28 protein-coding genes are annotated in these 26,693 nt (G+C 38.8%); 24 read left to right on the forward strand and 4 right to left on the reverse strand.

Annotated features, from left to right (window positions below; translation table 11 throughout):
* Positions 1-4: 4 nt before the first annotated feature.
* The 13 genes from VB713_RS02510 (at position 5) to VB713_RS02570 (ending at position 11,572) form a co-directional block, all read left to right on the forward strand.
* Positions 5-526, forward strand: coding sequence for a phycocyanin subunit beta (locus tag VB713_RS02510; protein ID WP_015214032.1), 522 nt, complete (start codon positions 5-7; stop codon positions 524-526).
* A gap of 86 nt (positions 527-612) precedes the next feature.
* Positions 613-1,101, forward strand: coding sequence for a phycocyanin subunit alpha (gene cpcA, locus VB713_RS02515; RefSeq protein WP_323310009.1), 489 nt, complete (start codon positions 613-615; stop codon positions 1,099-1,101).
* Positions 1,102-1,312: 211 nt separating this feature from the next.
* Complete coding sequence (locus VB713_RS02520; RefSeq protein WP_323310010.1) at positions 1,313-2,173, forward strand: phycobilisome linker polypeptide; 861 nt, start codon at positions 1,313-1,315, stop codon at positions 2,171-2,173.
* A 45-nt stretch (positions 2,174-2,218) separates the two neighbouring features.
* Positions 2,219-2,464 (forward strand): phycobilisome linker polypeptide, encoded by a 246-nt coding sequence (locus VB713_RS02525; RefSeq protein WP_323310011.1) that lies wholly within the window; start codon positions 2,219-2,221, stop codon positions 2,462-2,464.
* Positions 2,465-2,474: 10 nt separating this feature from the next.
* Complete coding sequence (locus VB713_RS02530; RefSeq protein WP_323310012.1) at positions 2,475-3,305, forward strand: HEAT repeat domain-containing protein; 831 nt, start codon at positions 2,475-2,477, stop codon at positions 3,303-3,305.
* A gap of 81 nt (positions 3,306-3,386) precedes the next feature.
* On the forward strand, positions 3,387-3,989 hold the full coding sequence (locus VB713_RS02535) for a HEAT repeat domain-containing protein (protein WP_323310013.1): 603 nt from the start codon (positions 3,387-3,389) through the stop codon (positions 3,987-3,989).
* A gap of 37 nt (positions 3,990-4,026) precedes the next feature.
* Positions 4,027-4,866: a phycobilisome rod-core linker polypeptide gene (locus tag VB713_RS02540; RefSeq protein WP_323310014.1), complete on the forward strand. Its 840-nt coding sequence runs from the start codon at positions 4,027-4,029 to the stop codon at positions 4,864-4,866.
* Between the two features lie 35 nt (positions 4,867-4,901).
* Positions 4,902-5,645, forward strand: coding sequence for a phycobilisome rod-core linker polypeptide (locus VB713_RS02545; protein ID WP_323310015.1), 744 nt, complete (start codon positions 4,902-4,904; stop codon positions 5,643-5,645).
* Positions 5,646-5,767: 122 nt separating this feature from the next.
* Positions 5,768-6,529, forward strand: a complete 762-nt coding sequence (locus VB713_RS02550; RefSeq protein ID WP_323310016.1) for a phycobilisome rod-core linker polypeptide — start codon at positions 5,768-5,770, stop codon at positions 6,527-6,529.
* A gap of 157 nt (positions 6,530-6,686) precedes the next feature.
* The gene (locus VB713_RS02555) at positions 6,687-7,304 is read left to right on the forward strand and encodes a DUF3859 domain-containing protein (protein ID WP_323310017.1); all 618 of its coding nucleotides are present in this window, start codon (positions 6,687-6,689) and stop codon (positions 7,302-7,304) included.
* A gap of 2 nt (positions 7,305-7,306) precedes the next feature.
* Positions 7,307-9,010, forward strand: coding sequence for an asparagine synthetase B family protein (locus VB713_RS02560; protein ID WP_323310018.1), 1,704 nt, complete (start codon positions 7,307-7,309; stop codon positions 9,008-9,010).
* Complete coding sequence (locus VB713_RS02565) at positions 8,980-10,188, forward strand: decarboxylase (RefSeq protein WP_323310019.1); 1,209 nt, start codon at positions 8,980-8,982, stop codon at positions 10,186-10,188. The genes VB713_RS02560 and VB713_RS02565 overlap by 31 nt, the downstream gene beginning before the upstream one ends.
* 82 nt (positions 10,189-10,270) lie before the next feature.
* Complete coding sequence (locus tag VB713_RS02570; RefSeq protein WP_323310020.1) at positions 10,271-11,572, forward strand: hypothetical protein; 1,302 nt, start codon at positions 10,271-10,273, stop codon at positions 11,570-11,572.
* 175 nt (positions 11,573-11,747) lie between these two features.
* Here the strand turns inward: VB713_RS02570 and VB713_RS02575 are convergent, their stop codons facing one another.
* Together VB713_RS02575 and VB713_RS02580 are read right to left on the reverse strand one after the other, a co-directional pair.
* Positions 11,748-13,385 (reverse strand): alpha/beta hydrolase, encoded by a 1,638-nt coding sequence (locus VB713_RS02575; RefSeq protein ID WP_323310021.1) that lies wholly within the window; start codon positions 13,383-13,385, stop codon positions 11,748-11,750.
* A gap of 11 nt (positions 13,386-13,396) precedes the next feature.
* On the reverse strand, positions 13,397-14,263 hold the full coding sequence (locus VB713_RS02580) for a phosphodiester glycosidase family protein (protein WP_323310022.1): 867 nt from the start codon (positions 14,261-14,263) through the stop codon (positions 13,397-13,399).
* A gap of 124 nt (positions 14,264-14,387) precedes the next feature.
* Between VB713_RS02580 and VB713_RS02585 the strand changes: the two genes are divergently transcribed.
* The 3 genes from VB713_RS02585 (at position 14,388) to VB713_RS02595 (ending at position 18,418) form a co-directional block, all read left to right on the forward strand.
* Positions 14,388-14,975, forward strand: a complete 588-nt coding sequence (locus VB713_RS02585; protein WP_323310023.1) for an rRNA large subunit pseudouridine synthase E — start codon at positions 14,388-14,390, stop codon at positions 14,973-14,975.
* A gap of 181 nt (positions 14,976-15,156) precedes the next feature.
* Complete coding sequence (locus tag VB713_RS02590) at positions 15,157-17,082, forward strand: serine/threonine phosphatase (RefSeq protein ID WP_323310024.1); 1,926 nt, start codon at positions 15,157-15,159, stop codon at positions 17,080-17,082.
* A gap of 94 nt (positions 17,083-17,176) precedes the next feature.
* Positions 17,177-18,418: an FHA domain-containing serine/threonine-protein kinase gene (locus tag VB713_RS02595; protein WP_323310025.1), complete on the forward strand. Its 1,242-nt coding sequence runs from the start codon at positions 17,177-17,179 to the stop codon at positions 18,416-18,418.
* Here VB713_RS02595 and VB713_RS02600 read toward each other — a convergent pair.
* Both VB713_RS02600 and VB713_RS02605 read right to left on the reverse strand, forming a co-directional pair.
* Complete coding sequence (locus VB713_RS02600; protein WP_323310026.1) at positions 18,404-19,021, reverse strand: Uma2 family endonuclease; 618 nt, start codon at positions 19,019-19,021, stop codon at positions 18,404-18,406. The genes VB713_RS02595 and VB713_RS02600 overlap by 15 nt on opposite strands.
* A gap of 133 nt (positions 19,022-19,154) precedes the next feature.
* Entirely contained in the window at positions 19,155-19,373 is a 219-nt protein-coding gene (locus VB713_RS02605) for a DUF4327 family protein (RefSeq protein WP_015213596.1), read from the reverse strand.
* A 639-nt stretch (positions 19,374-20,012) separates the two neighbouring features.
* Between VB713_RS02605 and VB713_RS02610 the strand changes: the two genes are divergently transcribed.
* The 8 genes from VB713_RS02610 (at position 20,013) to VB713_RS02645 (ending at position 26,652) form a co-directional block, all read left to right on the forward strand.
* Positions 20,013-20,423, forward strand: coding sequence for a tetratricopeptide repeat protein (locus VB713_RS02610; RefSeq protein WP_323310027.1), 411 nt, complete (start codon positions 20,013-20,015; stop codon positions 20,421-20,423).
* Positions 20,424-20,494: 71 nt separating this feature from the next.
* Entirely contained in the window at positions 20,495-21,484 is a 990-nt protein-coding gene (pseB, locus tag VB713_RS02615) for a UDP-N-acetylglucosamine 4,6-dehydratase (inverting) (protein ID WP_323310028.1), read from the forward strand.
* Complete coding sequence (gene pseC, locus VB713_RS02620) at positions 21,481-22,647, forward strand: UDP-4-amino-4,6-dideoxy-N-acetyl-beta-L-altrosamine transaminase (RefSeq protein ID WP_323310029.1); 1,167 nt, start codon at positions 21,481-21,483, stop codon at positions 22,645-22,647. Before pseB ends, pseC begins: the two co-directional genes overlap by 4 nt.
* Positions 22,644-23,390 carry a glycosyltransferase family protein gene (locus tag VB713_RS02625; protein ID WP_323310030.1) on the forward strand — a complete coding sequence of 249 codons (747 nt, stop codon included), beginning with the start codon at positions 22,644-22,646 and terminating at the stop codon, positions 23,388-23,390. Before pseC ends, VB713_RS02625 begins: the two co-directional genes overlap by 4 nt.
* Positions 23,391-23,400: 10 nt before the next feature.
* Positions 23,401-24,033 carry a pseudaminic acid biosynthesis-associated methylase gene (locus tag VB713_RS02630; RefSeq protein ID WP_323310031.1) on the forward strand — a complete coding sequence of 211 codons (633 nt, stop codon included), beginning with the start codon at positions 23,401-23,403 and terminating at the stop codon, positions 24,031-24,033.
* A complete protein-coding gene (gene hisH / locus VB713_RS02635) occupies positions 24,020-24,646 on the forward strand; it encodes an imidazole glycerol phosphate synthase subunit HisH (protein WP_323310032.1) in 627 nt (208 codons plus the stop codon). Before VB713_RS02630 ends, hisH begins: the two co-directional genes overlap by 14 nt.
* 8 nt (positions 24,647-24,654) lie before the next feature.
* Positions 24,655-25,458, forward strand: coding sequence for an imidazole glycerol phosphate synthase cyclase subunit (locus tag VB713_RS02640; RefSeq protein WP_323310033.1), 804 nt, complete (start codon positions 24,655-24,657; stop codon positions 25,456-25,458).
* Positions 25,459-25,467: 9 nt separating this feature from the next.
* Positions 25,468-26,652, forward strand: a complete 1,185-nt coding sequence (locus VB713_RS02645) for an N-acetyl sugar amidotransferase (RefSeq protein ID WP_323310034.1) — start codon at positions 25,468-25,470, stop codon at positions 26,650-26,652.
* Positions 26,653-26,693 lie beyond the last annotated feature (41 nt).

The raw sequence follows: 26,693 nt of genomic DNA on the forward strand, positions 1-26,693 counted from the left end.
GTCCATGACATTAGATGTATTTTCCAAGGTTGTTTCCCAAGCTGATGCTAGAGGCGAATTCCTAAGCACCGAACAACTAGATGCTTTAACCGCAGTTGTTAACGCAGGCAGCAAGCGTTTGGATACAGTTAACCGCATCACCAGCAACGCTAAAGATATTGTTACCAACGCAGCTCGTTCTTTGTTTGAAGACGAACCTAACTTGATCGCTCCTGGTGGTAACGCTTACACAAACCGTCGCATGGCTGCTTGCTTACGCGACATGGAAATCATCTTACGCTATGTTACCTATGCAGCATTGGCTGGTGACGCTAGTGTATTAGATGATCGTTGCTTGAACGGTTTGCGCGAAACCTACCAAGCTTTGGGTACTCCCGGTGCTTCTGTAGCTAAGGGTGTAGGCAAAATGAAAGATGCAGCAATCTCCATCGTTAACGATCCTAACGGTATCACCAAGGGTGATTGCAGCTCTTTAGTTTCTGAATTGGCTAGCTATTTTGATCGCGCTGCTGCGGCTGTTGCGTAATAACTTCAAATAGCCGATACGGCGAAAAGTTGGAGATTTTCTCCAAGTAAAAAAAAGCTAAGAAACAATCAAGGAGATAAGAAAACATGAAAACACCAATTACCGAAGCGATCGCAGCTGCTGATACCCAAGGACGTTTCCTGAGCAACACCGAATTACAAGCAGTTAACGGACGTTTTGTACGTGCCGTTGCTAGTATGGAAGCTGCTCGTGGTTTGACAGCTAACGCTCAAAAATTGGTTGATGGCGCAACCAGTGCCGTATACCAAAAATACCCTTACACCACCTCTACACCAGGCGCTCAATTTGCATCTGACAGCCGTGGTAAGTCCAAGTGCGCTCGTGACGTTGGTCACTACCTACGCATCATCACCTATAGCTTAGTTGCTGGTGGTACAGGTCCTTTGGATGAATTCTTGATTGCTGGTTTGAGTGAAATGCACGCTGCATTTGACTTGTCTCCTAGCTGGTACGTAGAAGCTCTCAAGTACATCAAAGGCAATCATGGCTTATCCGGCCAAGCTGCTAACGAAGCAAACACCTACATTGACTACGCAATCAACGCTCTAAGCTAGATAGCGTCATGCCCGGAGAGGGATGCAAATGCTGGATGGAATCGACCCTACGGGGTTAGCCAGTGGTTCATGGGCAAGTACTCAAGACCGCACTGGATCACCTAGCAGTTGGATCTCGCCCCGGGCATAGTTTTATGTAAGTATAAATAACAAGCTTTATTCAGCCAGCACTCGGTAAAAAAACCGTAGTGCAAATAAATAGGGGAAAAAAATGGCAATTACAACAGCAGCATCTAGGCTGGGAACAGAGCCTTTTAGTGAGGCACGTCGAGTTGAACTGCGCCCCAACGCCAGCCGAGAAGAAGTCGAATTGGTGATCCAAGCCGTTTATCGGCAAGTCTTAGGAAACGACTATATTTTGGCATCAGATCGCCTGATTGGTGCAGAATCACTGCTACGTGATCGCAATTTGACAGTGCGTGAGTTCGTGCGGAGCGTTGCCAAATCAGAACTCTACAAAGCAAAATTTTTCTATAACAGTTTTCAAACCCGGTTGATCGAACTCAACTACAAACATTTGTTGGGTCGCGCACCATACAATGAGTCTGAAGTAACTTACCACTTAGACTTATATATTAACCAAGGCTACGACGCTGAAATTGACTCCTACATTGACTCTCAGGAGTATCAAAACAGCTTCGGAGAGAGTGTCGTTCCCTATTATCGCGGGTTTGATTTTCAAGCTGGACAAAGTGCTGCCGGTTTTACTCGGATGTTCCGTTTATACCGTGGTTATGCCAACAGCGATACTGCTCAAGTTGAAGGAACTAAATCTCGGTTAGCGCGGGAATTGGCTAGTAATAAGTCTTCCTCAGTTGTTGGTCCATCTGGCAGCAACAATAACTGGAGTTTCCGTGTATCTGTGGATAACGCTCCTAAGCAAAATTTAGGTAATGCTGTAGGGCAATCAGATCGCACTTACCGAGTTGAAGTAGCAGGAATTCGTGGTTCAGGCTACCCCAGCGTGCGACGAAGCAGCACGGTATATATTGTACCTTACGAAAGACTGCTAGACAAAATGCAGCAAATTCACCGTCAAGGTGGCAAAATCGTCAGCGTCATATCAACGTAAGGTAGCTGTTAATCAGCACAACTCATCAAGAGGAGATTAGAAGTAATGTTCGGTCAAACCACACTTGGCGCTGGTAGCGTTTCTTCATCTGCAAGCCGAGTATTTCGTTACGAAGTTGTAGGCTTGCGCCAAAACCAAGAAACCGACAAGAATCAATTCAGTATTCGGCGTAGCGGTAGCGTATTTATCAACGTACCTTACAATCGCATGACTGAAGAAATGCAGCGGATTAGCCGTTTAGGTGGCAGAATCGTGAAGATTGAGCCGTTGACTTCATTAGAGGAAAACTAACGCCCTGGCAATGATAGAACCCAGTGCAGAAAAACATTCTGCCGAAAACGGGCCACAGCTAACACCAGAGCTAGCTATCGCTAATCTGCAATCATCAGATTTAAGTCTCCGCTATTATGCCGCTTGGTGGCTGGGTAAGTTTCGAGTCAGTCAGCCAGAAGCTGTAGACGCACTCATCGCAGCGTTGGAGGATGAAGCGGACAGAACAGAACTGGGAGGTTATCCCTTAAGACGGAATGCGGCTAGGGCGCTCGGTAAATTGGGCAATCCCAAAGCTATACCAGGCTTAATTAAATGCCTGGAATGTCCTGATTATTATGTTCGTGAAGCAGCAGCCCAATCTCTGGCAATGCTTGGCGCTCAAACAGCAGTACCAGCACTGATCAAACTCCTAGATGGGGGAGTTGCCCAGGCAGTGCAAGTGGTAGGGCTACCCCATCTGATTCAGCCCTATACAGCGGTATTAGAAGCCTTGGGAGCTATTGGTGCAACTGAGGCTGTTTCCCTAATTCAACCTTTCCTTAAACATCCAGTCCCACGAGTACAATGTTCCGCAGCTAGAGCAATGTACCAACTCACACAAGATTCTACTTATGGTGAGCAATTGGTGAAAATGTTGCAAGAAAGTGACCTGAAATTGCGTCGTGTAATTTTGGGGGATTTGGGAGCGATTGGCTATATGGCAGCTGCAGAAGCGATCGCCCAGGCTAAAGCAGAAAATAGCTTCAAACTCATAGCCCTCAAAGGATTGTTAGAGCATCAACTTCTAGAAAAGTTAGATTCTTTGACTGTTTCTCATGAGGCAGTCCGGGTAATGAACCTGATGGATTCACTCTTATAGTCATTAGTCATTAGTTATTAGTCATGATTTAAATGATTAACAACCAATGACTATTGACTATTAATCATTGATGGTTGAGCAATGACTGAGGAACTAATTCGTGCTGTCACTCTGGCCCAAACACCAGCCCAAATGGTGACGGCAGTCAAAAATCTGGCAGCAGCCAAAGATCCAGCCGCGATTTCCACCTTAATTGCCGTTTTCGGTTACAACAACCCAACAGCCGCAGTGGTGGCGGTAGCTGGACTAACCGAATTGGGAGAAATAGCAGTACCCCAATTACTCGATCAAATAGATGATTATAACTATGGCGCACGGGCTTATTCGATTCGCACATTAGCAGCGATCGCAGATCCCCGTGCAATAGACGTATTAATCACAGTTGCAGCTACAGACTTTTCCCCCAGTGTCCGCCGTGCAGCTGCTAAGGGACTTGGAAACCTACACTGGCATAAGTTAGATTTTCCTGAAAATCTCACCGCTATCAACCGTGCCTTAGATATACTGCTGTTCATTTCCCAAGACACAGATTGGTCAATTCGTTATGCTGCCGTTGTCGGTTTACAAGCTTTAGCAAAAATTGCCGAAGTGCGACAGTCCATCATGACTAGACTCCAAGAAATGCTGGCTACTGATGTTGAAAAGGCAGTTCGCGCCCGCGTACAGTTGGCTTATAGTCAATAAGTTGCTTTTTATAGCATAAAAAAAGGTAAAAGTAAAGATGTCAATACCACTGTTAGAATATTCACCCTCCTCCCAAAATCAGCGGGTAGATGGCTACGAAGTAGCCAACGAAGATACACCAACTATTTATCGCTTAAATACTGCTACCTCAGATGCAGACATTGATGCCATCATCTGGGCAGGATATCGGCAGATTTTTAGCGAACACCTAATTTTAGAAAGCTATCGCCAAAGCTTTTTAGAATCTCAACTGCGGAATCGGGCAATTAACGTCCGCGATTTTATCCGGGGTTTGGGTAAATCAGATGTGTATCGCACCCAAGTAGCAGATACAAACTCCAACTATCGCTTAGTGGATATCACCTTAAAGCGGTTTTTAGGAAGGGCGGCTTACAACAAAGACGAAGAAATTGCTTGGTCAATTGTTATTGCTACCAAAGGTTTACATGGCTTCATTGATGCCTTGTTAGACTCTAGCGAATACTTGGAAAATTTTGGTGATGACATCGTACCTTTCCAACGTCGCCGTTACGGTTCCAGACCTTTTAACCTGGTTAATCCCCGGTACAATGAATATTGGCGTGATACCCAAAATATCCGGGGACTAGCTGGTCGTTCCTTCTACAGCACCCGTACCTCAGGAACTCTAACCACAGAAGATATTCGGAAGGCAATTCCTGCTAACTTCTTCGCAATGGCAGGAAAAATTATCACCACTGAACGTAACTATCAGCGCATAATGGCCTCAGTTAGTTCTCAAATCACCACAATGGAGATTCCCAACACCACCCGCGAGATAGGTACAGAACAACCAACTGTTAAACCAGTTGCAGTTGCTTTGCCTTATCGTTACATACCTGGCAACCAGATGAATTAGAACTGACAACTCACAAATCGCAAAAATCCTGAAATATGGCAATACCTTTACTAGAATATAAACCCAGTTCTCAGAACCAGCGCGTTTCTGGTTACGAAGTTCCCAACGAAGACACCCCCAAAATTTACCGCATAGAAGACTCTGCTGCGGGTGGTGAAGTCGAAGAATTAATTTGGGCAGCTTATCGGCAGTTGTTCAGCGAACACGTGATTCTAAAATTCTACCGTCAGATTAATTTAGAATCTCAGGTGAAGAACAAAGCTATCACCGTGCGCGACTTTATCCGAGGTTTGGCTAAATCTGAAGCTTTCCAAAGTTTGGTAATTCAGACTAACTCCAACTACCGCTTAGTAGAACTGGGACTGAAGCGGTTGTTAGGTCGTGCGCCTTACAACAAAGATGAAGAAATCGCTTGGTCAATCAAAATTGCTACCGTCGGTTGGGGTGGTTTTGTTGATGCTTTGCTAGATTCTGAAGAGTATCAAAGCAGCTTTGGTGAAAATATAGTTCCCTACCAACGCCGACGCTATAAAGATAGACCGTTTAATTTAGTAACACCACGCTACGCTAACTACTGGCGTGACAAACTGGAAGATACACGGTATAAGCCCGGTAGTATTAGTGACTTCATGAAAATGGCTTCTTCCGTTAGCATCAGAACTGTCACCCATACACCAGTTAGCACAGCTAACATTAAAATTCCCGATACCACCAGGGAAACAGTACCCCAAGGTATTCCTGTTTCTATCAGTCCTAGTGCCAGTTTCCCTGTGCGCTAAATCTCTTAATTAGGTGTGTTACCTAATGCGGGAAAATAGTTAAAGCGTGAATGAGGAAGTTGAGTAATCAATCCTGTTTCCGTTTTCAAAGTCGAATTTATTAACAAGAGGAAAAACGCAGCATGGCACTGCCATTACTTGAATACAAACCAAGCAGTCAAAACCACCGGGTTAGCAGCTTCGGCGTTGCTGACACAAATGAAGATACTCCATATATCTATCGTTTAGAAGATGTTAGTTCTTACACTGACATTCAAAGCATCATTTGGGCAAGTTATCGCCAAGTTTTCAGCGAACATGAAATTCTCAAGTTTAACCGTCAAGGGACTCTAGAATCTCAACTGAAAAATGGCTCTCTCTCAGTACGGGATTTTATCCGGGGTTTAGCTCAATCTGAGGCTTTCTATCGTTTAGTTGTTTCTGTTAACAACAACTACCGTTTAGTAGACATTACCCTCAAGCGCTTGTTGGGTCGTTGTGCTTACAACAAAGAAGAAGAAATTGCTTGGTCTATTGTGATTGGCACCAAGGGTTTTAGCGGCTTTGTTGATGCTTTAGTAGACAGTGAAGAGTACAGCAACAGCTTTGGTGATAATACTGTACCTTACCAACGCAAGCGCGGAGTAGATCGTCCTTACAACTTGGTGACTCCTCGCTATGGTGTAGACTTCCAAGAAACAGCAGGTACAGTCAGAACCGACTGGCACTTTACTGTGGAGAAATACTACACTCGCAAGGCGAAAGAAAAGCGCATGGCAGAAGGCGATCCTCGCAAATTTGCAGATTTGGCTGCGTCAGTATCTGCTAAGGGTAACTACGCACAAAAGCTGTCTGCATTTGACATTGATTACTTGAATGCAGTTCCTTATCGTGGTAGACGCTAAGATTCATAGTCTGATTACGTGACATCTCCTACTAGGTCTGGTTTTTACATTAATATGACAACAGGTTTGCAGGTTTTCTGTTGACTAGGTGTGATGTTAAGTGAAAACTAGACCTTTTGAATGGTAATTGGTAATTAATTGGTAATTGGCAAGAGCAATGAATCAGCGACTTACTCAAGAGCAATTAAATCAAATAATTGCTGAAGTTCAAGGACTGCAATCACGTCGAGAAACAGAACTTGACCAACAGCAAGTTAGAGAAATTTTACAAGATTTGAATTTAGCACCAGAGTTATTAGATGAAGCTTTGATTCAATTACGTCGTCGTCAAGCTTTGGAAGTGCAGCAACGTCGAAATAAGTTGATTATTTTTGGGGTGGTTGCGGCTGTTATAGTAATTATCGCATCAACAATATTTTTTAATCAACAGCAAACTTCTTTATTAGCTAATGTGTCTGCACAACAAGACCGCATTACTTTAGCTGATAATACTAATCTGAAAACTATCTCTCGGCAAACTAATCCAGAAGTTTTTTATCGTGTGGCTTTGAAAGATGCACCTATAGGTAACAAGCTATCTCTTGCTTGTAATTGGATTAACCCTAGTGGTCAAATTGTTAAGCAGAATAAATATCAAACTCGTGAAGTTAAAACTTCTGTTTGGGATACTTATTGTCGTTATACGATTAATTCTGCCGCGCCTGTGGGTAATTGGCAAGTAGAAATGTTTCTCGAAGGTAGAAAAATTAGCGATGAAACATTTGTTGTTAAATAGTTATGTTTCCTGATCATTTTATTGGCTATTGGGGTGAAGAGAAACAAGATTTTTTCTCGCAGAGGCGCAGAGGCGCAGAGAGACGAGGTGAAGGGGAGAAGTTTATTTGGAATATTGTTTTTGTTGGGTGTGAGTCTGTACCTTCATTACCAAAAGATACTATTGCGGGTATTTCTGCGGCGGGGGTTTTTGATAATCTTGATGTTTGGGTAAGGTTAGAATCGAATAAGTTGGTTTTGGGTAGGGAACCTTTTGGAAAGGTTTCTTTATTTTGGACTCAGCAGGGAAGGGTGATTTGGTTTGCGTCTCAGTTGCAATTACTTTTAGAAGTTATGGAAAAACCGGAAGTTAGTATTTCTGGTTTATATGGTTATGGTTGTTTTTCTTATGTTCCTAATCCTTTGACACCTGTTAATGAAATCTTTGCTATATCTGCGGGTACTGAGGTAGTTTGGGAAGATGTGGGTTTTCCTCAATTTCGTAATATTTATCAATGGTGTGAATCAAAGGAAGATATTCAGGACGAAAATATTGCAGTTTCTCAATTACAAGTTTTATTGAAAAATTCGGCAGAAAAGCAAATTGCTGATTTAGAAGATGAACCTGTGGGGGTTTTTCTTTCTGGGGGTTTGGATTCTTCGGTTGTCGCGGCTTTGTTGGTAGAGGCTGGGGTGAAGGTTCGCGCTTACACTTTAGATTTTGGGAATGTAGGAATTCCTGAATATCCTTATGCGGAAAAAGTTGCAGAATTTCTGAATATTCCTTTAGTTAAGGTTGACGCAAGTCCAAAGAATATTAAAAATGCTCTTATTCCTACTGTTAAAGCGTTAGATTTACCTTTTGGTGACGGGGTGACTGTTCCTTTATATCTCCTTAATCAAGTTGCTAGTCAAGAAACTCAGGTAATTTTTAATGGTGAGGGTGGTGATCAATTATTTGCTGGTTGGACAAATAAACCTTTGATTGCTGCTGGTATTTATCAAGGGGAACATCCCAATAAAGGAGAAGGTTTTATTCAACAATATCTCCGCACTTTCCACCGTCTTTGGGGGTATGAAGAGAGGGTTTATCAGCCAGAGATATATGCACAGATTCAAGGTTTAAATGCTCAGGAATGGCTTTTGGATGCTCTGGATAGTCATTTTTGCCCTTCGTTGTTACATCGCCTCCGACGTGCCAGTTTGATGTTAAAAGGAGCGCAGAATATCCATCCTCGTGCGACTGCGTTGGGGTTTGCTCATGGGTTGGGAGTGCGATCGCTCTTTTGTGATTTAATTTTAGCAGAATGGACTTTTCAGCTATCTGGAGAACTCTCTCTAAACGGTGCTTGTGAGAAATATATCCTCAAACGTGCAGTGGAAAATTGGCTACCACCGGAAATCGTTTGGAGACAAAAGCGGGGTATGGGTGTTCCCTTAACCTCCTGGTGTTTAAATGATTTTTGGCATGATATCGGTAATTGGCTAAATCCAGGTATACTAAGTGCAGAAAATATTTTTGACCCTAATATTGCATCACAAATTGTTACAGGACAATTAGGAGGAGCAATTCAAGGACGACGTGTGGGTGAAAATCTTTGGTTACTGGTAATGTGGCAACTTTGGTGTGATCACGTTTTTGGGGGAAAATTAGTTGCAAAGTCTTGGAATCATCCATTTATTTTACCTAGTTGGTTATGGAAAAAGTACAAGCAATTCCAAATTTAGAACTCAAAGTTGCACGGGAGTTATTACAAGTTTATGGTTCTCCTTTGTATGTTTATAATGGCGATATTTTACGTCAAACTATTTCACATATTACTAAAGCTATTAATTATCCTCAAACGAAGTTTCATTTCGCTAGTGTCACAAATGGCAATATTGCATTATTGAAAATTTTTAAAGCTGCTGGTTGGGGACTTCATGCTAATACTCCAGGAGATATTTATTTGGGGTTAAATGCGGGTTTTTCTCCTAGTGATATTGTTTATAGTGGCAGTAATTTAAATCGGGAGGAAATGTCCCAGGTTTTAGATTGGGGTGTGACTACTCTTAATTTAGATAGTATTTCTCAATTGCGTTTGTTGTGTGAGGTTTTTTTGTCTCACGCAAAGGCGCAAAGACGCAAAGAAAAAAAGTTAAATATTGGTTTGCGTTTAAATGTTTCGGAAGATAGTCGGATTGGTGTGACTACAACCGATTTTTCTGAGGCGATTTCTATTACTAGTACTGTGGGTTTAAAAATTACAGGTTTACATTTTTATCGTGGTACAGGAACTAATGCGACAACTGCTTTTACTGATGTTATTGATAATGTTTTAGAAACTGCAAAAAAATTACCAGATTGGGAATATTTAGATTTTGGTGGTGGTTTTGGTTATCCATATCATCATCAAGGTGCAGCTTTTAATTGGGAACTTTTTGGTAATGAATTAAGTTGGAGAATTAGCAATTTAGGAAAAAATATTGATTTGATTATTGAACCTGGACGCGCTGCTATTGCTGGTTGTGCAACGATGTTAGCTAAGGTTGTATCTGTAAAATGGCAAGGGGAAAAACAAATTATTGGTGTTGATACTACTGTTGCAAATCTTTCTGTACCTTCTGTTCATGGAGGTTATCGGGAAATTGTTACTTGGAAAAATTCAATTTCTGAAAATTACATAACGGATATTTGTGGAAATACAACCTATTCACGAGATTATTTAGGAAAAAATTGTCAACTTCCCGCTTTAGAAATTGGGGATATTATCGCTATTTTAGATGTTGGTGCTTATGGTTATGCTATGTCTTCACATTTTTTACATCGTCCTAAACCAGCAGAGGTTTTATTAGAAAATGGTACACATCGCTTAATTAGAGAACGAGAAGATTACAGCATTTTACTGAATAATCAAATAGTCTAAATACCGCTTACTTTTTTTGCATCTTCACATGAAATAATTTATCTGAATCATACTTGTAATTGTAAAAAAATACTCTAAAACCATGAAATGTATTAATTGCGGAACTGATAATAACCTCAAAGACAGAACAGCAAATCAAGGAAGATGTAAACAATGTAATCATCCTTTTGCTTTTGAATCAACAAGCATGGGAAATGTGAAAATTACAGATTCTATGTTTGCGAAAATATTAGCTGATATTTCTGCTAATAACACTTTATATTTTACACCAAAACAATTTTTATATTTTTTAGATAATCGTATCCGTAAAAAAGGATTTAAAAGAAGTTCATTTATCCCCATGTATTTGTTTTTTAATATTTGGGTAACTGGCTTTGTTGGAGGAATAATGAGTGCTTTTTTACCAAAATCTTTTCTAGTTGCTAACTTACTCTATCAAGCCGGTACAATCTTTTATTTATTTAAAAATACTAAAGCTAGTAAATTAACTAATGCTAGTCGAAAAGCAAGTGCTAAATCATTACAATTCATCGGTGTACTAATTTTAGTGGTAGGAATATCGTCTAGTTTGTTTATATTTAATTCTTTTATTCTCTTTTCTATTGTCGTAATTTTAGGAATGTTGTCAATATTCTTAGGAACTAGACAATTAGGAAAAGTAGGAAATTTACCACAAGAATTTTTAGTTACTCAATCATATTTAGATATTTGCTTGAAAAGATGGCAACAAATTAATGGTACTCTTGATAGAGTTTTACCTGTACCACAAGAGAAAATTACACCTGTAGCTATTAACCCAGATGTTACAGCTTACAGTTTTGATAGGTTAGTTGTCTGTGATAGTGCGACTATTGCTCAATTATTAATCGCTAATAATTTCCATTTTGAAAATAATTGTGCAATTCTCAGCATTAATGGTTATCCCCAAAGCATTTTCAATACAACAATGGAAATGCTACGACGTAACCCAGAGTTACAAATTTTTGCACTCCATGATTGTAGTTTCACAGGTGTAAGTTTAGTGCATCTTCTCCGCACTAGTGAGAGTTGGTTTCTTAACAGTGATGTGAAAATTATTGATGTGGGATTATTCCCACGTCAGATTCTTGCTAACAAGCGAGGGATGTTTGTGCAGAATGCAGCTTCTTTAGGCAAAAAATCTCAAGAATTACCTATAGAAGTTCGTCAAAGTTTATCTGCTGAAGAATTACAATGGTTAGATGCTGGTAATTTTGTGGAATTGGAATCTTTTACTCCACAAATGTTAATTAAAGTTCTCAGAAGTGGTATTTCTGGAAGTTCTAATTTAGAAAGTGATGATAGTAGTTTGATTTTAATTGGTGATTCTGGGAATGATATTTATATGGTTGAAAGTTTTGGGTAACTAAAAATGCATACCGCTATACAGGGGATTCCAGGCTTCAGTAGAGTAACCCTGATTGGGCTGAGTCCGCACTTTAATCCTCTACTGGGGATAGAGGTTAAAGACTCATTCTAGATAAATATTATTGTACTAGAGAGCGATCGCATCCCTCACCACAGGCATCGCTCTTTACAAATTATTTAAATGCTTCTTGCAGTTGCTCTAGCGTCAGCGATTTAACCAAACTCAATGGTAGCGGTTGCTGACTAATAGTATTAACGTAATCTGCACTCAAGTAAGGCAGGTAATTTTGCTCTTCGGACACATAGGTTTGAAAGAAAGGAACACTTAAAGCTTGGACGTAGCTACGCGCCAATGCGGGACTTGAACCAATTACCTGTATAGGAACAGGCACAACTGTATTCGGTGATTCTGCGATAGTAGAAAAGTGTGTGCCACCATTAATCAACACTAAATACTTATTTGCTGTCGTTAACCAAGTAAATGGTATAATTTGTTCTGGTAAAGCCGGAGCAATTGTATCAGCATTGCCCGATACAATCATTAAGGGAATTTTAATTTGGCTGAGACTAGCTTTCCCCATAATACTGCTATTAATAGGATTAATTGCAATTACTGCTTTAACTCGTGAATCGAATAAATTATATTCTGTATTTGGTAAATTTATAGCCAAGCATTGAAGCAAAAGAGAAATATTTAATGTATTTTTTATATCTGGGCAATCTTTGTTTAATTGCTCAAAATTAATCTTTGCCCCTGCTAATGCTAAAGCTGTGTAGCCACCAAAAGATTGTCCGATAACTCCTATTTGTTGTAGATTTAAACGCCCTTGAAATGTTGGATTATTTTGAGATAAACGAGTTAGCTCATCTAACAAATACTTTACGTCTAATGGTCTATCAATAAACTCTCTTGGGCTAGTTACTGTCTGCGATTTTCCTGCTAATAAAGCTTGCAATTGTTCTGCATTGCTACCAGGATGTTCTGGAACAGCTACGACAAAGCCTGATTTGGCAAGATGTTCAGCTAGATAAACAAAACTGGTTCTATCAGAACCAAGTCCGTGAGAGATGACAATTATTGGACGCGGATTTGAGGCATTAGGTAGATAGATATCAGCGGGAAAAGTGCGGTTGCGAGATTGGTCATTAAGTATGATTTTTTGCTTTTGCCAAGTAAAACTTTCTGGTTTTTTGATATCCGCTAAAAGCTCAGGAGTTAGATTAGATGTGCTTGATTTTAGTTGAGATTGTTCATTAATAAATCCTACTGCATTTTGGGTTTGATTTATTAAATCCTGTAACGTAACTGCAATTTCTAAACTCCGATCTAAATTAATTGAAATTGACCTGGTGGGAAATTTGCGTAATACATTTAAAAGCGTAAAATTATTTGGTTCTGCCGCAGCTAAAATAAGCGCTGCTCTAATTGCATAGAATCCTGATAAATGAGATTCTGTTTGAATAACTTCTCCCAACTTTTCTAATAATCTCTCCCCAATTGAGGTATAAAGAAATTGCGAAACGTTCACTATATTCAAGGGAATACGAGTTAGTAAAACTTGCCGCAGTTGAATTAGTTGTTTTTTATCTGCATACTTAGTATATACAGCTAAATCATCATCAATTTTGCCTGTTGTGGCATATTTCTCAAGTGAATTAATCGGTATAGATTGCTCTAAAATGCCGACAGAAATGGTTAATTTTTCTGCACCTAAAACAGGATAAACCGTTAGTGCAGGTAATAAACCTATACCAAAAACCCCACAAACTAATTTAGTCCAAAAAATCCGTTTAGTTATGAGACAAGCCATTAAACTCCACCTTAACCGGATACTGTCGAGCCACTTTTTTGAAATCTTTCCCACGCCTGTTTAAGATGAGTTGGTGCGGGATTATTAGCATCATAGACCACAATCACATTGGTTAACTCCCTCCCCGCAGGTACTAAAATTTTACCATTTGCGGCTAAAGCCCTGGATGCACCCCCATCTAAATTCATCGCTTCATAACACCCTATTGCCTTCATTGCTTTGGCTTCTTGCTGCAAAGTGAGATTAACTTCAAAATTCACTAACAACAGCTTTCTACCATCTTTGGTAAATCCAATTGCTGTTCTTGCTCCATTACCTAAAACGTGGGGGTCTTTAAAACCTTCAATTGCTGGGTTCAGCCAAATTTGACCTTTTCGCAACAGTCTAGGACCACAGGTGATAGAAAACCAATGTTGATTCCATTCTGGTTTTCCGTCAACTCGTGCTGTCACCATTTCGGGTTTATTCCCAACACCCAAACCCAAGGTAGTACCAAAGTTTTCCCACTGACTGTATTTAACAAATTTTCCACCAGCCACCATATTACCCATAACTGTTTTTTGGGCATTTTTGGAGAAAAACGTACCATTAGCAACAACAGAAGCACGAGAACGGGCGACCATTTGACTAAATTGCTGATCACCGCTGGTTTGCTGCATGGTGTTAGCCAAAGCTGCATTATTTGCCAAACCAATGGTCATGAAAGTGTTAGGGTCTGTGAGGTCTACAATAGTTTGATAGAAAGGAATACCGTTGACTTTACTTTTCTTTACTTGTACAGTTTGGGCGGTGGCAGGTAATGTAAGTGTCAATCCTTGAGCTAAGGTAGCACCCCCCAGAAATAAAAAAGACCTGCGACCCATTTTAGAAATTGGCATAATAATTCGTAATTCGTAATTCGTAATTTGTAGTTTGTAGTTTGTAGTTTGTAGTTGATGATGACAGATTAGGTTTTGACCAATGACCAATGACCAATGACCAATGACCAATGACCAATGACCAATGACCAATGACTTTAAGTATATTATTTTTCATAAGCCCTATGGAGTTCTGAGTCAATTTACCCAGGAATCTCCTCAGCATATTACGCTGAAAGACTATATTGATGTTCCTGATGTTTATGCTGTGGGGCGTTTAGATTGGGATAGCGAAGGTTTGCTGTTGTTAACTAATGATGGGCAATTTCAGCATCGCCTCTCTAATCCACGTTTTGGACATCAACGTACTTACTGGGTACAAGTAGAACGCATTCCTGATGCTGAGGCTATCAATAAGTTATGTACAGGGGTAGAGATTCAAGATTATCGGACTCGGCCTGCCCAAGTTCAGCTATTTTTAGAAGAACCTGCGGTCAATGAGCGCAACCCTCCGATTAGATTTAGAAAAAATATTCCTACAGCTTGGCTAGAAATGAACCTAACAGAAGGAAAAAACCGTCAGGTGCGACGTATGACTGCTGCGGTAGGGTTTCCTACTTTACGATTGATCAGGGTGAGTATTGCCCAGCTACAATTAAATGGTCTACAACTAGGTGAATGGCGCGACCTCACACCCTCAGAAATACAGGACTTGAAAAAATTTCGGATTTAACACTTTGCAAAGCTACGATGGTAGTCCAGAATTATTCCTAAGAATATTCTGTTGGCTATTACAATTGATACTGCCACTAATATTCCCTGGTGAATCCACAGCCTTCAGGGTCAGCTAATTGTGGCACTTTGGATATTAGTGGCTAGAAGCATCTTAGAAGGAAAATCAAGGAATTTCCAATATGCTGATTTGCCCTCACTGTAAATTTGAAAACCCTAATGACAATAAGTTCTGTCAAAAATGTGGCACGTCCTTAATTCACAGAACTTGTCATAAATGTAGCGCAGATGTGCTTTTAGATCTGCAACACTGCCAAAACTGTGGTGCTGAATGCGGCACAATTTGGTGGGCAATTATTACCCAAGAAACACCTGTTGCGGTTTCAGAAGTTGAAGATGGGAAATTAACACAACATCAGGGAAATACAAGCTCTCAGCCACAATTTGCGGTAGGCTTATTTTTAGATAGGGGGCAACGTTATCAATTATTGGAACCGTTACCAAGTCCAGAGGTTATTGCTGCTAATACTGAGGTTAAAGTCAGGGTTTTAGATTGCCAACCCTATCAAATCTCACCTATTGAGGCAGTGCTAGATAATGAACCACAGGGGTTGATTGTACCTTCGGTGAGTGTCATTGGCATTCCTCCTTTGGCTCAAGCTTATGTGACATTACAACCGGATCTTCCACCGGGAATACCACTAATTCATGATGCTTGGCAGCAAGATAATATCCAGGTTGTTTTAATTGAGGACCGTTCCCATTGGCAGTTGTTACTAGATGCCTGGCAAGATCAGGAAACCCATCCGTTACAGATTTTACACTGGTGTTATCAGATGATTCAACTGTGGGGGATACTGGAACGGGTGAATTGTCGCCAAAGTTTGTTGGAGTTATCGAATCTACGACTAGATGAAGATCAAACGCTGGGATTACAAAGGTTGTATCTAGAAACACCTGGAGATCAGTTAGCAGATGGGGAAGAGCCTTTAACTATCAAGGCTTTGGGACGGATTTGGCACGCTATCTGTAGAGAGTCTCAACGTACTCAGCTTGGTTCGGTTGTGGAAATTTTGGAGGATTTAGAAGTCGGTAAGATTGAAACTTTAGAAGAATTGCGATCGCGTTTACAAGATATAGCTATAGAGCTAGAACCACCATCCCAAGATGATTTGAGTTCGACCGCAACCAATAATACTACTTCACCAACTATGTTGCAAGATAATTATCGGGAGGATATTGATAAAAACGAAGACGCACCAACCATGATCCTGTCCATGCAGTTAAAAAGTATAGAAAATACAGGACGTACTGATGTAGGTCGTCAACGCAATCACAACGAAGACTATTTTGGCATTGAAACCAGCCAGCAAAAACTGGAATTACCCAGAAGTCGCATTTTGCAAGCACGAGGTATGTATATTCTGTGTGATGGCATGGGGGGACACGCTAGTGGTGAAGTGGCTAGTGAGTTGGCAGTTAAGACTGTGCGACAATATCTTCGACAAAATTGGGTTTCTGAGGAACTACCAACAGCAGAAACTATCCAATCAGCGGTTTTTCTAGCTAATCAGACGATTTACAATCTCAATCAACAAGATGCCCGTTCTGGTGTTGGACGCATGGGTACTACCTTGGTTATGTTGTTAATGCAAAACACTAAGTTAGCAGTTGCTCATGTGGGAGACAGTCGGCTTTATCGTTTCACTCGTAAGCGAGGACTAGAACAACTCACTGTAGATCACGAAGTTGGTCAACGGGAAATTGCTAAAGGTGTAGAATCTACCATAGCTTATGCTCGTCCAGATGCCTACCAACTCACTCAAGCTTTGGGACCACGAGATACAAATTTTCTCCATCCTCATGTAGATTTTTTCGAGATTCGTGAAGATACGCTGCTACTGTTGGTTTCGGACGGTTTATCAGATAATGATTTATTAGAAAGTCATTGGCAGACTCACCTGGAACCGCTACTTAGTTCTGGCGTTAATCTGGAATTAGGTCTAAACGACTTAATTGATTTAGCCAACGAACAGAATGGCCATGACAACATTACAGGTATACTTATTCGGGTAAAAGTATGCCCTAATCAACAAAGTTTTCCATAAATTAACTCATTGGCAATTTCAGTTCCATAACCAGCGTGAATTTTCCATTGGAGAAAATTTGTGATTGTGAATTTCTTAACTTTTAGGTTGTATTGTGGTTACTCTGACCCTATTAGACACGCAAGATAAAATTCCACTCAAGCAGTGGTGCTTTGAGGGTTCCACCGTGATTCGCATTGGTCGAGCGGTGGATAATCACGTAGTTTTAAATGATAGCTTGGTTTCACGGTATCATCTCGAACTTAAGCAATTGAGTTCTGGTAGTAAGGGTGATGCTTGGCAGGTAATCAGTCAAGGCACAAATGGCACTTTTCTGAATGGTACTCTTGTAACTAAAAGTACACTGCCAGATGATTCTTTTCTGGAATTAGCACAGGGAGGTCCTCTACTCAAATTCCAACTTCAAGATACACCAGAACCAACTGCTTCACCTTGGCAGCCAATGCACAAGGAAACTCAAAACCCCAGTGCTGCTTGTACTCACGAAGGTAACTCTCCAGCTAATTTATTTTGTGTTCACTGCGGCCAACCGCTCTCAGTTAAACAGCAAATTCGCCATTATCAGGTTTTACGAACTCTGGGACAAGGAGGTATGGGTACTACTTTCTTAGCTTGGGATGCTACCGGTTTAAGTACGGGTCTACCGCAACTGTTGGTATTAAAGGAAATGAATGCTGATATGGCTAGAATTGCTAAAGCTCAGGAATTATTTGCACGGGAAGCTAATGCTCTAAAATGTCTTAATTATCCGGGAATTCCTAAGTATTACGATTTTTTTGTGGAAAATGGGAAAAAATACTTGGCTATGGAATTAATTCATGGACAAGATTTAGAAAAACGTATATATAATACTGGGCCTGTTACGCCCAATCAAGCGATCGCTTGGATGGTGCAAACTTGTGATATTTTAGAGTATCTTCATGGTCAAGAACCGCCACTAATTCACCGTGATATTAAACCTGCTAATTTGATGGTGCGGAGTGCTAACAATCGTGTGGTGGTGTTAGATTTTGGTGCTGTCAAGGAAACCGGAACCGCACCGGGGACAAGAATTGGTGCAGAAGGTTACTGCGCTCCTGAACAGGAACGAGGACAACCATTGACACAATCAGACTTATATGCTATTGGACCAACAATGATTTTTTTACTTACAGGGGAAAATCCTCTGAAGTTTTACCGTCAAAGGGGAAGGGCTTTTGGCTTTGATGTCAGAAGTGTTCCTACTATTACACCCCAACTCAGAGAAGTGATTGAGCGGGTTACGGAAAGTCTACCACGCGATCGCTATCAAAGTGCCAAAGAATTGGCTAAGGCATTAATTTCAGCTACCAGCTAGAAAAATCTGGTTAGCAGTTAAGTTCAATTCTGGGAAAGTAGGTGAAATTACGCGGTTATCACCTCTGAATGAGTTGATTTCATACTCATCCCCAACTAGAGAACAAACTGATATAGTAGGCTGTTTGGGGTCACTTACGAATTTAGAAGCACCAAAAGGCTGGTAATCTACTATCCAGTATTCCTTAATTCCCATTTCCTCATAATCACTATATTTTCTATAGTAATCAACCCGCCAATTTGTACTGACAACTTCTATGAGTAATGGGACTGAATCACTTTTAGTAACTGTTGATTCTTTCTCCCAGAGAGGTTCATTGAGCAAGCTTCTAGGATCTATCAACAAAACATCTGGGGAATAAGCTGATTCGCTTGTCGGTGGTTTAACTAATGCCTGTTTGGGGATAAAGTAGGGAAGATTGAGCCTGTCAAACTCCACTGTTAGTTTTCTAGACAAAAACCCAGTACTTCTTTCGTGTTTCCCCAATGGTGGATTCATCTCGACAACTTCCCCATCATGCAGTTCATAGAATTTATCTTCTGGTTTCCATTGAATAAATTCCTCAAAGCTTACTAGCTTGGTTTTCGGTAAGGTTTGAATCATGATTTACCGCCTTAGTCAAGATGCCTGTGTTGATGACTTACTGGTTGCAAGTATTCCAAGTCACTATAATGCCATATCATTACTGATTTAAATACTTAGATATAGCTCTTATAGTTTTTAGATATTTAGCGATTTAGTTGTCGTCCCAATTTTCCACAGCTAGTAGGTCAGCAATTGGATCTTGCACACTAAAGCCAAAGTCTTCCAATTCCTGTTTCCAATGCTGCCAGTCATTACCATATAGCAAGGCAATTTTCCAGATGCTATCGGTGGGCTTGATAATATTTGATTCTACGAGTGATTGCACGTTACGCTGCAATTTCACCATAGTGTGAATTACTTGCTGAGTCATAAACTCGATGTATTACTGATTTTATTTGGATGAATGCCTAAATTAAAACTACTTTCCGGTTGGCAAATGTTACTGGTGCGTAGGGCGCTTTATATTTGGCAAAGTATGTCTTAACCTTTTTAGTATACCATAACAAAATCTAGTCAATTACTAGTAAATTCGGTTTTGTACGGTAATTACGACCACAGAATACTAGTTGTACTGAACAGCCATGCCTACACTTTACCCCTCCAGGGAAGCAATCGACTGAGCTTACGCAGAAGTCTAAGCGCCATCAGAGAGAGTGCAGCTATCGCCATAGCCAATTTTCAAAATTTACTAGTCCTGAGAATTGCCATGATAGCGCAGTTTCAGAGAAATGGGAAAATTTTATTTTGGGGGCAAAACCCATAATTTACGGGCTGTTTCGCAGTTTTTTGACAGGTGATAATCTTTGCAAGTATTGAATTTGAGATGAATTTCAACTTTCAAATTTCAACACTATCTACACGATAGCAAACTTCTGGAGATTTCCCTGTGGTTCTTAATTCTTTATCTGCTTCGCTATGGATGATAGTTTTCGTGCGGTTATGGGTAATCTGATAGTTAGGAGAGAAAGATTGCGGTTAGTTAAGTATTTGCCGCAGTAAACTTTAACGAATGGCAATTTCCAGCGACGATTACTTGCTTAAGCGTAGTAAGCAGATTGAACGCAAGAAAAGAATTGTTACATATCTTGGACTGTTTTCATTTTGTGGTTCAATACTTTTTGGGGGTGTAACTACTATACAAAAGGCTTGGGAAAGTACCCCATCATCACCAGTACAATCGGTGGAAACTGAACTACAAAAACAGGTAAAAGGTTATGAGTTGGTTTTGCAGCGAGAACCAAATAATCAAGTAGCGCTAGAGAAATTATCTATAATCCGGTTACAGTCGGGGGATAAGCAAGGTGCGATCGCACTCATGGAAAAACTAGTCAAGCAGCATCCAGATAGGCAGGATTATCAGACTATTTTGGTGGATACAAAGAGAAAAATAGGGGAACAACAACCCAATAATAAAAAATAGACAAATTAGCAATTTTTTAGTCAGATTAAAAGATAAAAACTTCTCTAAGCAGTTTTGAGATAGGTGAATAAATGTTTAATGATAAATCTATTTTAATAACAGGTGGGACAGGATCGTTTGGCAAGCAATTTGTCAAGACAATTTTGAGTAAATATCAGCCTCGAAAAGTCATTATTTATTCACGAGATGAGCTAAAGCAGTATGAAATGGCACAGGAGTTTCACTCACCATCCATGCGCTATTTTATAGGAGATGTGCGAGATAGCGATCGCTTAAAGTTAGCTTTTCGAGGAGTTGATTATGTAGTTCATGCAGCAGCTTTAAAACAAATTCCTGCGGCTGAATACAACCCAATGGAATGTATTAAAACTAATATTAATGGCGCAAATAATGTTATCAACATTGCCCTAGAACAAGGAATAGACAAAGTAATTGCTCTTTCCACAGATAAAGCAGTTAATCCCATTAATCTTTACGGTGCCACAAAATTAGCTGCTGATAAACTTTTCGTAGCTGCCAATAATATTGCAGGGGATATGAAAACTCGTTTTTCTGTAGTGCGTTATGGAAATGTAGTAGGTTCAAGAGGTTCAGTTGTTCCTTTTTTCCAAAAACTGATTCAAGAAAAAGCCGCAGAAATTCCCATTACAGATCCCCGGATGACACGCTTTTGGATTACCCTCCAACAAGCAGTAGATTTGGTATTGAATAGCTTTACCAGAATGAAAGGAGGAGAAATTTTTGTTCCTAAAATTCCTTCGATGACAATGACTGATTTAGCAGAAGCTTTAGCACCAGGAATACCCACTAAAATTATTGGAATTAGACCAGGAGAAAAACTCCATGAAGCTATGTTTTCCAAAGAATCGTCACACTTAGCCTTAGAATTTGCAGATCATTATGTAATTAAACCTACTATTGAATATAGTCATACTGTTGATTATATTTTTAATGCTTTAGGTGAAAAAGGAGTCGCAGTTCCTGACGGTTTTGAATATAGTTCAGAAACAAATACGGAATGGCTGACAGGTTTTCAACTGCTAGATATTCTAAAATCATGAGTAACTATATTCCCTATGGTAGGCAGGATATAAATCAAGCAGATATTGATGCCGTAGTTAAAGTTTTGCGATCAGATTGGATAACTCAAGGACCAATTATAGAAAGGTTTGAAAAAGCAGTTGCTAACTATTGTGGTGCGAAATATGCGGTAGCTGTTTCCAGTGCCACAGCCGCATTACATATTGCTTGTTTAGCTGCTAATTTAGGTAAAGGAGATATACTTTGGACATCCCCAAATACTTTTGTCGCTTCTGCTAATTGTGGTTTATATTGTGGTGCAGAAGTTGATTTTGTAGATATTGATGCAAACACCTATAATTTGAGTATAGAAGAATTAGAAACTAAATTAGTTTCGGCTGCTAAAAAAGATGGTTTACCAAAAGTATTGATACCTGTACATTTTGCCGGACAATCTTGCGAAATGGATCAAATTTATGCCTTATCAAAACAGTATAATTTTAAAATTATTGAAGATGCTTCCCATGCTATTGGAGCAAAATATCAAGAAAAATCTGTTGGTTGTTGTGAATTTTCTGATATGACAGTTTTTAGCTTTCACCCAGTCAAAATTATTACCACTGGTGAAGGAGGAATGGTATTAACAAATCAAGAGGAATTATATCAAAGATTAATTAGATTGCGAAGTCATGGAATTACCAGAAATCCAGATTTTATGCAAGGTGAATCTCACGGTGCTTGGTATTATCAACAATTGGAATTAGGTTTTAATTACCGGATAACTGATATTCAAGCAGCATTAGGTGTTAGTCAAATGAATCGGTTAGATGAGTTTGTTGAACGTCGTCGGTTTTTAGCGAAAAGATATGATGAGTTATTGCAAAATTTACCCATAACATTACCTTGGCAACATCCAGATACAGAGTCTAGTTGGCATTTATATGTAATTCGCTTAAAACTTGATAAAATTACTAAAAGTCATAGACAGGTTTTTGAAGAATTGCATCAAGCTGGAATTGGAGTAAATTTACATTACATTCCTCTACATTTTCAGCCTTATTATCAACAATTAGGATTTAAAAAAGGAGATTTTATTAACTCAGAAAAATATTATCAAGAAGCTATTAGTATTCCTTTATATTATGGTTTAAGTCTAGAAAAACAAGATCAGGTAGTAACAGAATTACAAGAGATTTTGCTATGAAAACTGTGGCAATTATTCAAGCCCGAATGGGTTCTACTCGTTTACCTGGAAAGGTAATGAAAAAACTTTGTGATAAAACCGTGTTGTCTCATGTAATTTCCAGGGTTAAAGCTTGTTTATTAGTAGATGAAATTGTGGTTGCGACTACGACATCTTTGGCAGATAATGTCATTGTGGTAGAAGCAGAAAAATGTGATGTAAAGTGCTTTAGAGGCAGTGAAAAAAATGTTTTAGAACGTTATTATTTAGCTGCTAAAAAATATCAAGCAGACGTAATTGTGAGAGTGACTTCTGACTGTCCTTTATTTGATTCAGAAGTTTTAACAGGAATGTTGGAATATTTTATTAATGAAACAAAGGATGGTTTAGAAATAGACTACCTTAGTAACTGTCTCCGTCGCAGCTATCCTCGTGGTTTAGATGCAGAAGTTTTTACCTTTAATATTTTAGAAAAAGCCTTTCAAGAATCTCGCCAACCTTATCAAAGAGAACACGTTACACCTTATATTTATGAACATCCAGAAATCTTTAGTTTACATAATCAAAATAATAATGATGATTTATCTGATTATCGTTGGACTTTAGATACTGAAGATGATTGGAAATTGATAGAAGAAATATATAAGAATTTATATCGTGAAGGAGAAATTTTTACAACTGATGAGGTAGTAGATTTTTTAGAAGAGAATCCAGAACTCTTGTTAATAAATACGCATATAGAGCAAAAAATATTAAAAAATTAAGGATAAAATTATGAGAATAAAAACGGAACAAGAATTATTTTGGGAAGGAGATTTTGGCACAGGCTATACAGAGAGAAATATAATTGATTTGGAACAACGCCAACCTTTTTTTGCTAAAATTTTACAAAAGACTTATGGAATTAAAACTATTTGTGAGTTAGGTGCTAATCGAGGTCATAACTTACAAGCAATAGCAAATTTGAGTCACAATTTTGAGTTAACTGGAGTTGAGTTAAATCAGTCTGCTTTTATAGAATTAGAGAAAATTGCAATTATCCAATCTATACAATCATCAATTCAAGAATTGGAAGTTAATATAAAATTTGATTTAGTCTTTACTTGTGGAGTATTAATTCATATTAACCCAGATGATTTACCTTTGGTTTATCAAAAAATGTATGAATTATCATCTAGATATATTTTAATCAACGAATACTATAATCCTGTGCCTGTAGAAATTAATTACAGAGGACATGAAAGCAAATTATTTAAGCGTGATTTTGCTGGCGAGTTACTTGAACAGTATAGTGATAATATTAAAGTAATTGACTATGGTTTCCTTTGGAATAAAATAGACCCTGCGTGGGATAACACAACTTGGGTGTTAATGGAGAAAAAACTTGAATTATATGACACACTGTGAAGTTGCCATAATCGATTATGGTATGGGGAATTTGCGTTCAGTTGCTAATGCTTTTGCCTCTTTTGATTGTTCTATAAATGTTACTCAAAATCCAGAAGATTTATATCAAGCTAGTCACATAGTTTTACCTGGTGTTGGGGCTTTTGGTGATGGAATGGAAAATCTCGAAGTTCGTGGTTGGATAGAAGTTTTGGAACAAGAGATAAGAGAAAAAGGTAAGCCATTTCTAGGTATTTGTTTGGGTATGCAGTTATTAGCAACTATAGGAACTGAATATGGGTTACATCAAGGTTTAAACTGGATTCCAGGTAAAGTAAATCGTTTAGAAGTTCATGATGACTCTATTCGAGTTCCTCATATTGGTTGGAATGATGTTAATTTCGTCAAAAAAGATTGTCTCTATCAGAACTTGAGTGAGTCTCAAGTTTTTTATTTTGTACATAGTTATGTGTTTCATGTAGAAGATGAAGGTGTCATCAGCGGTTTGACTGCTTATGGCTCAGATTTTGTTGCTAGTCTTGAAAAAGACAATATATATGCAACTCAATTTCATCCTGAAAAAAGTCAAAATGCAGGAATAGAGGTTTTAAAAAACTTTGTTAAGTTAACGTAAAAAATAAAATGCTTAGAAAAAGACTTATTCCTATCTTATTATTAAAAAATGGCTTGCTAGTTCGTAGTGAATTATTTAAAATTCACCAAAATATTGGCAATCCAATTTATGAAGTAAAACGTTTTAATGAATGGAATGTTGATGAGTTAATTTATTTAGATATTAGTAAAGATGATCAATACGATTTACGACGAGATGATCATAAAGTTAAGGGTTTAACAGATTCTTTAGCAATATTAGATGAAGTTAGTAAAACTTGTTTTATGCCTTTAACATGGGGAGGAAGAATTCGCACAGTTGAAGATATGCGTCAAGTAATTAGTAGAGGTGCTGATAAAATTGCTATTAATACAGCAGCTGTAACCAATCCAGAATTAATTACCCAAGGAGCAAAGACATTTGGCAGTCAGGCGATTGTAGTTAGTATAGATGTATTAAGACATCCTCATGGAAAAACAGAAGTCTTTATTGAAGGTGGTAGTAAATCTACAGGACTAAAACCAGAAGATTGGGCGAAAGAAGCACAAAGACTAGGAGCAGGTGAAATTTTATTAAATAGTATTGACCGTGATGGTACTGGACAAGGTTATGATATTGAATTAATTAAAACTGTGACTTCTCAAGTCCAGATTCCTGTAATTGCTTGTGGTGGTGTCGGACGATATGAACATTATGCAGAAGGTATCAAAGCTGGTGCTTCTGCGGTAGCTGCTGCCAATATCTGGCATTTTAAGGAATTATCAGATAGAGGTGGAAAGCGAGCATTAGCAAAAGCTGGTATTGAAGTTCGTTTATTCAAAATTCAGAAATAAAAGTAAACTATGCCTGTTCAATATTGTACTAAATGTGTTTATCCTGCTATTAGTGCTACACCACTAAGTTTTGATGAAAATGGTGTTTGTTCTGGATGTGTTATTCATGATCAGAAAAAAAACATAAATTGGCAACAAAGATGGGAATGGCTAAAAGAACTAACTGAAGAATATCGTTCTGAGAGCAATTATGATATTGTTATTCCTGTCAGTGGAGGTAAAGATAGTTACTTTCAAACGCATATCGCAGTTAAAGAATTAGGGTTAAAGCCTCTTTTAGTGACTTATCACGGTAATAATTATCTTCCAGAAGGTGAGTATAATCTCTATAGAATGAGAGAGGTTTTTGATTGTGATCATATTATTGTTCGTCCCAATGTAGACACTCTCATTCAAATGAATCGTATTGGCTTTAAGTTGCAAGGCGATATGAATTGGCATGGACATTGCGGCATTTTTACAGTACCGATTCAAGTAGCAGTTCGTTACAAAGTGCCTTTAATTTTGTGGGGTGAACATGGTTTTATGGATTTGGGAGGAATGTATTCCTATAATGACCTTGTAGAGTTTACAGCTAAGTTTCGCTTAGAACACGCTTTGCGTGGATATGATTGGTATGATTTTACTGATGAAGGATTAGAAAAAAATGGTCGCTCAGAACTAAAAGAAGGCTTAACAAGTAAAGATTTATTATGGGCTAAATATCCTTCAGATGAAGAGATTGATGAAGTAGATGTCCGTGGTGTTTATCTCAGTAATTTTGTTAATTGGGATGCAAACGAACACTCAAAATTAGTTATGGATCTATATGGTTGGCAAGCTGCACAGCAACCTTTTGAACGTACTTATCGTCAAATTTCCAACTTAGATGATATGCATGAAAATGGCATTCATGATTACTTAAAATTCGTAAAATTTGGTTACGGACGTGGTTCTGATCATGCTTGCAAAGATATTAGAGGCGGTATAATGAGCCGAGAAGAAGGTATTGCAATGGTACGTAAATATGATCATGTCAAACCACGTCGAGATTTAGAACGTTGGCTGAAGTATGTCAATATGACAGAGATGGAATTTGACTACATTTGTGATTCATTCCGTGATTTTCGTGTGTGGCGAATTGAAAAGGGACAATGGGTAAAAGATAATATTTGGGGAGAATCTTCAGCTTATGGGCTAGTTCATCAGAGTTAATAACTAAATAAAGATTGGTTGAGCACTTAAATTTAATCACC

This window comes from Anabaena cylindrica UHCC 0172 (assembly GCF_034931625.1).
Classification (GTDB): domain Bacteria; phylum Cyanobacteriota; class Cyanobacteriia; order Cyanobacteriales; family Nostocaceae; genus Anabaena; species Anabaena cylindrica_A.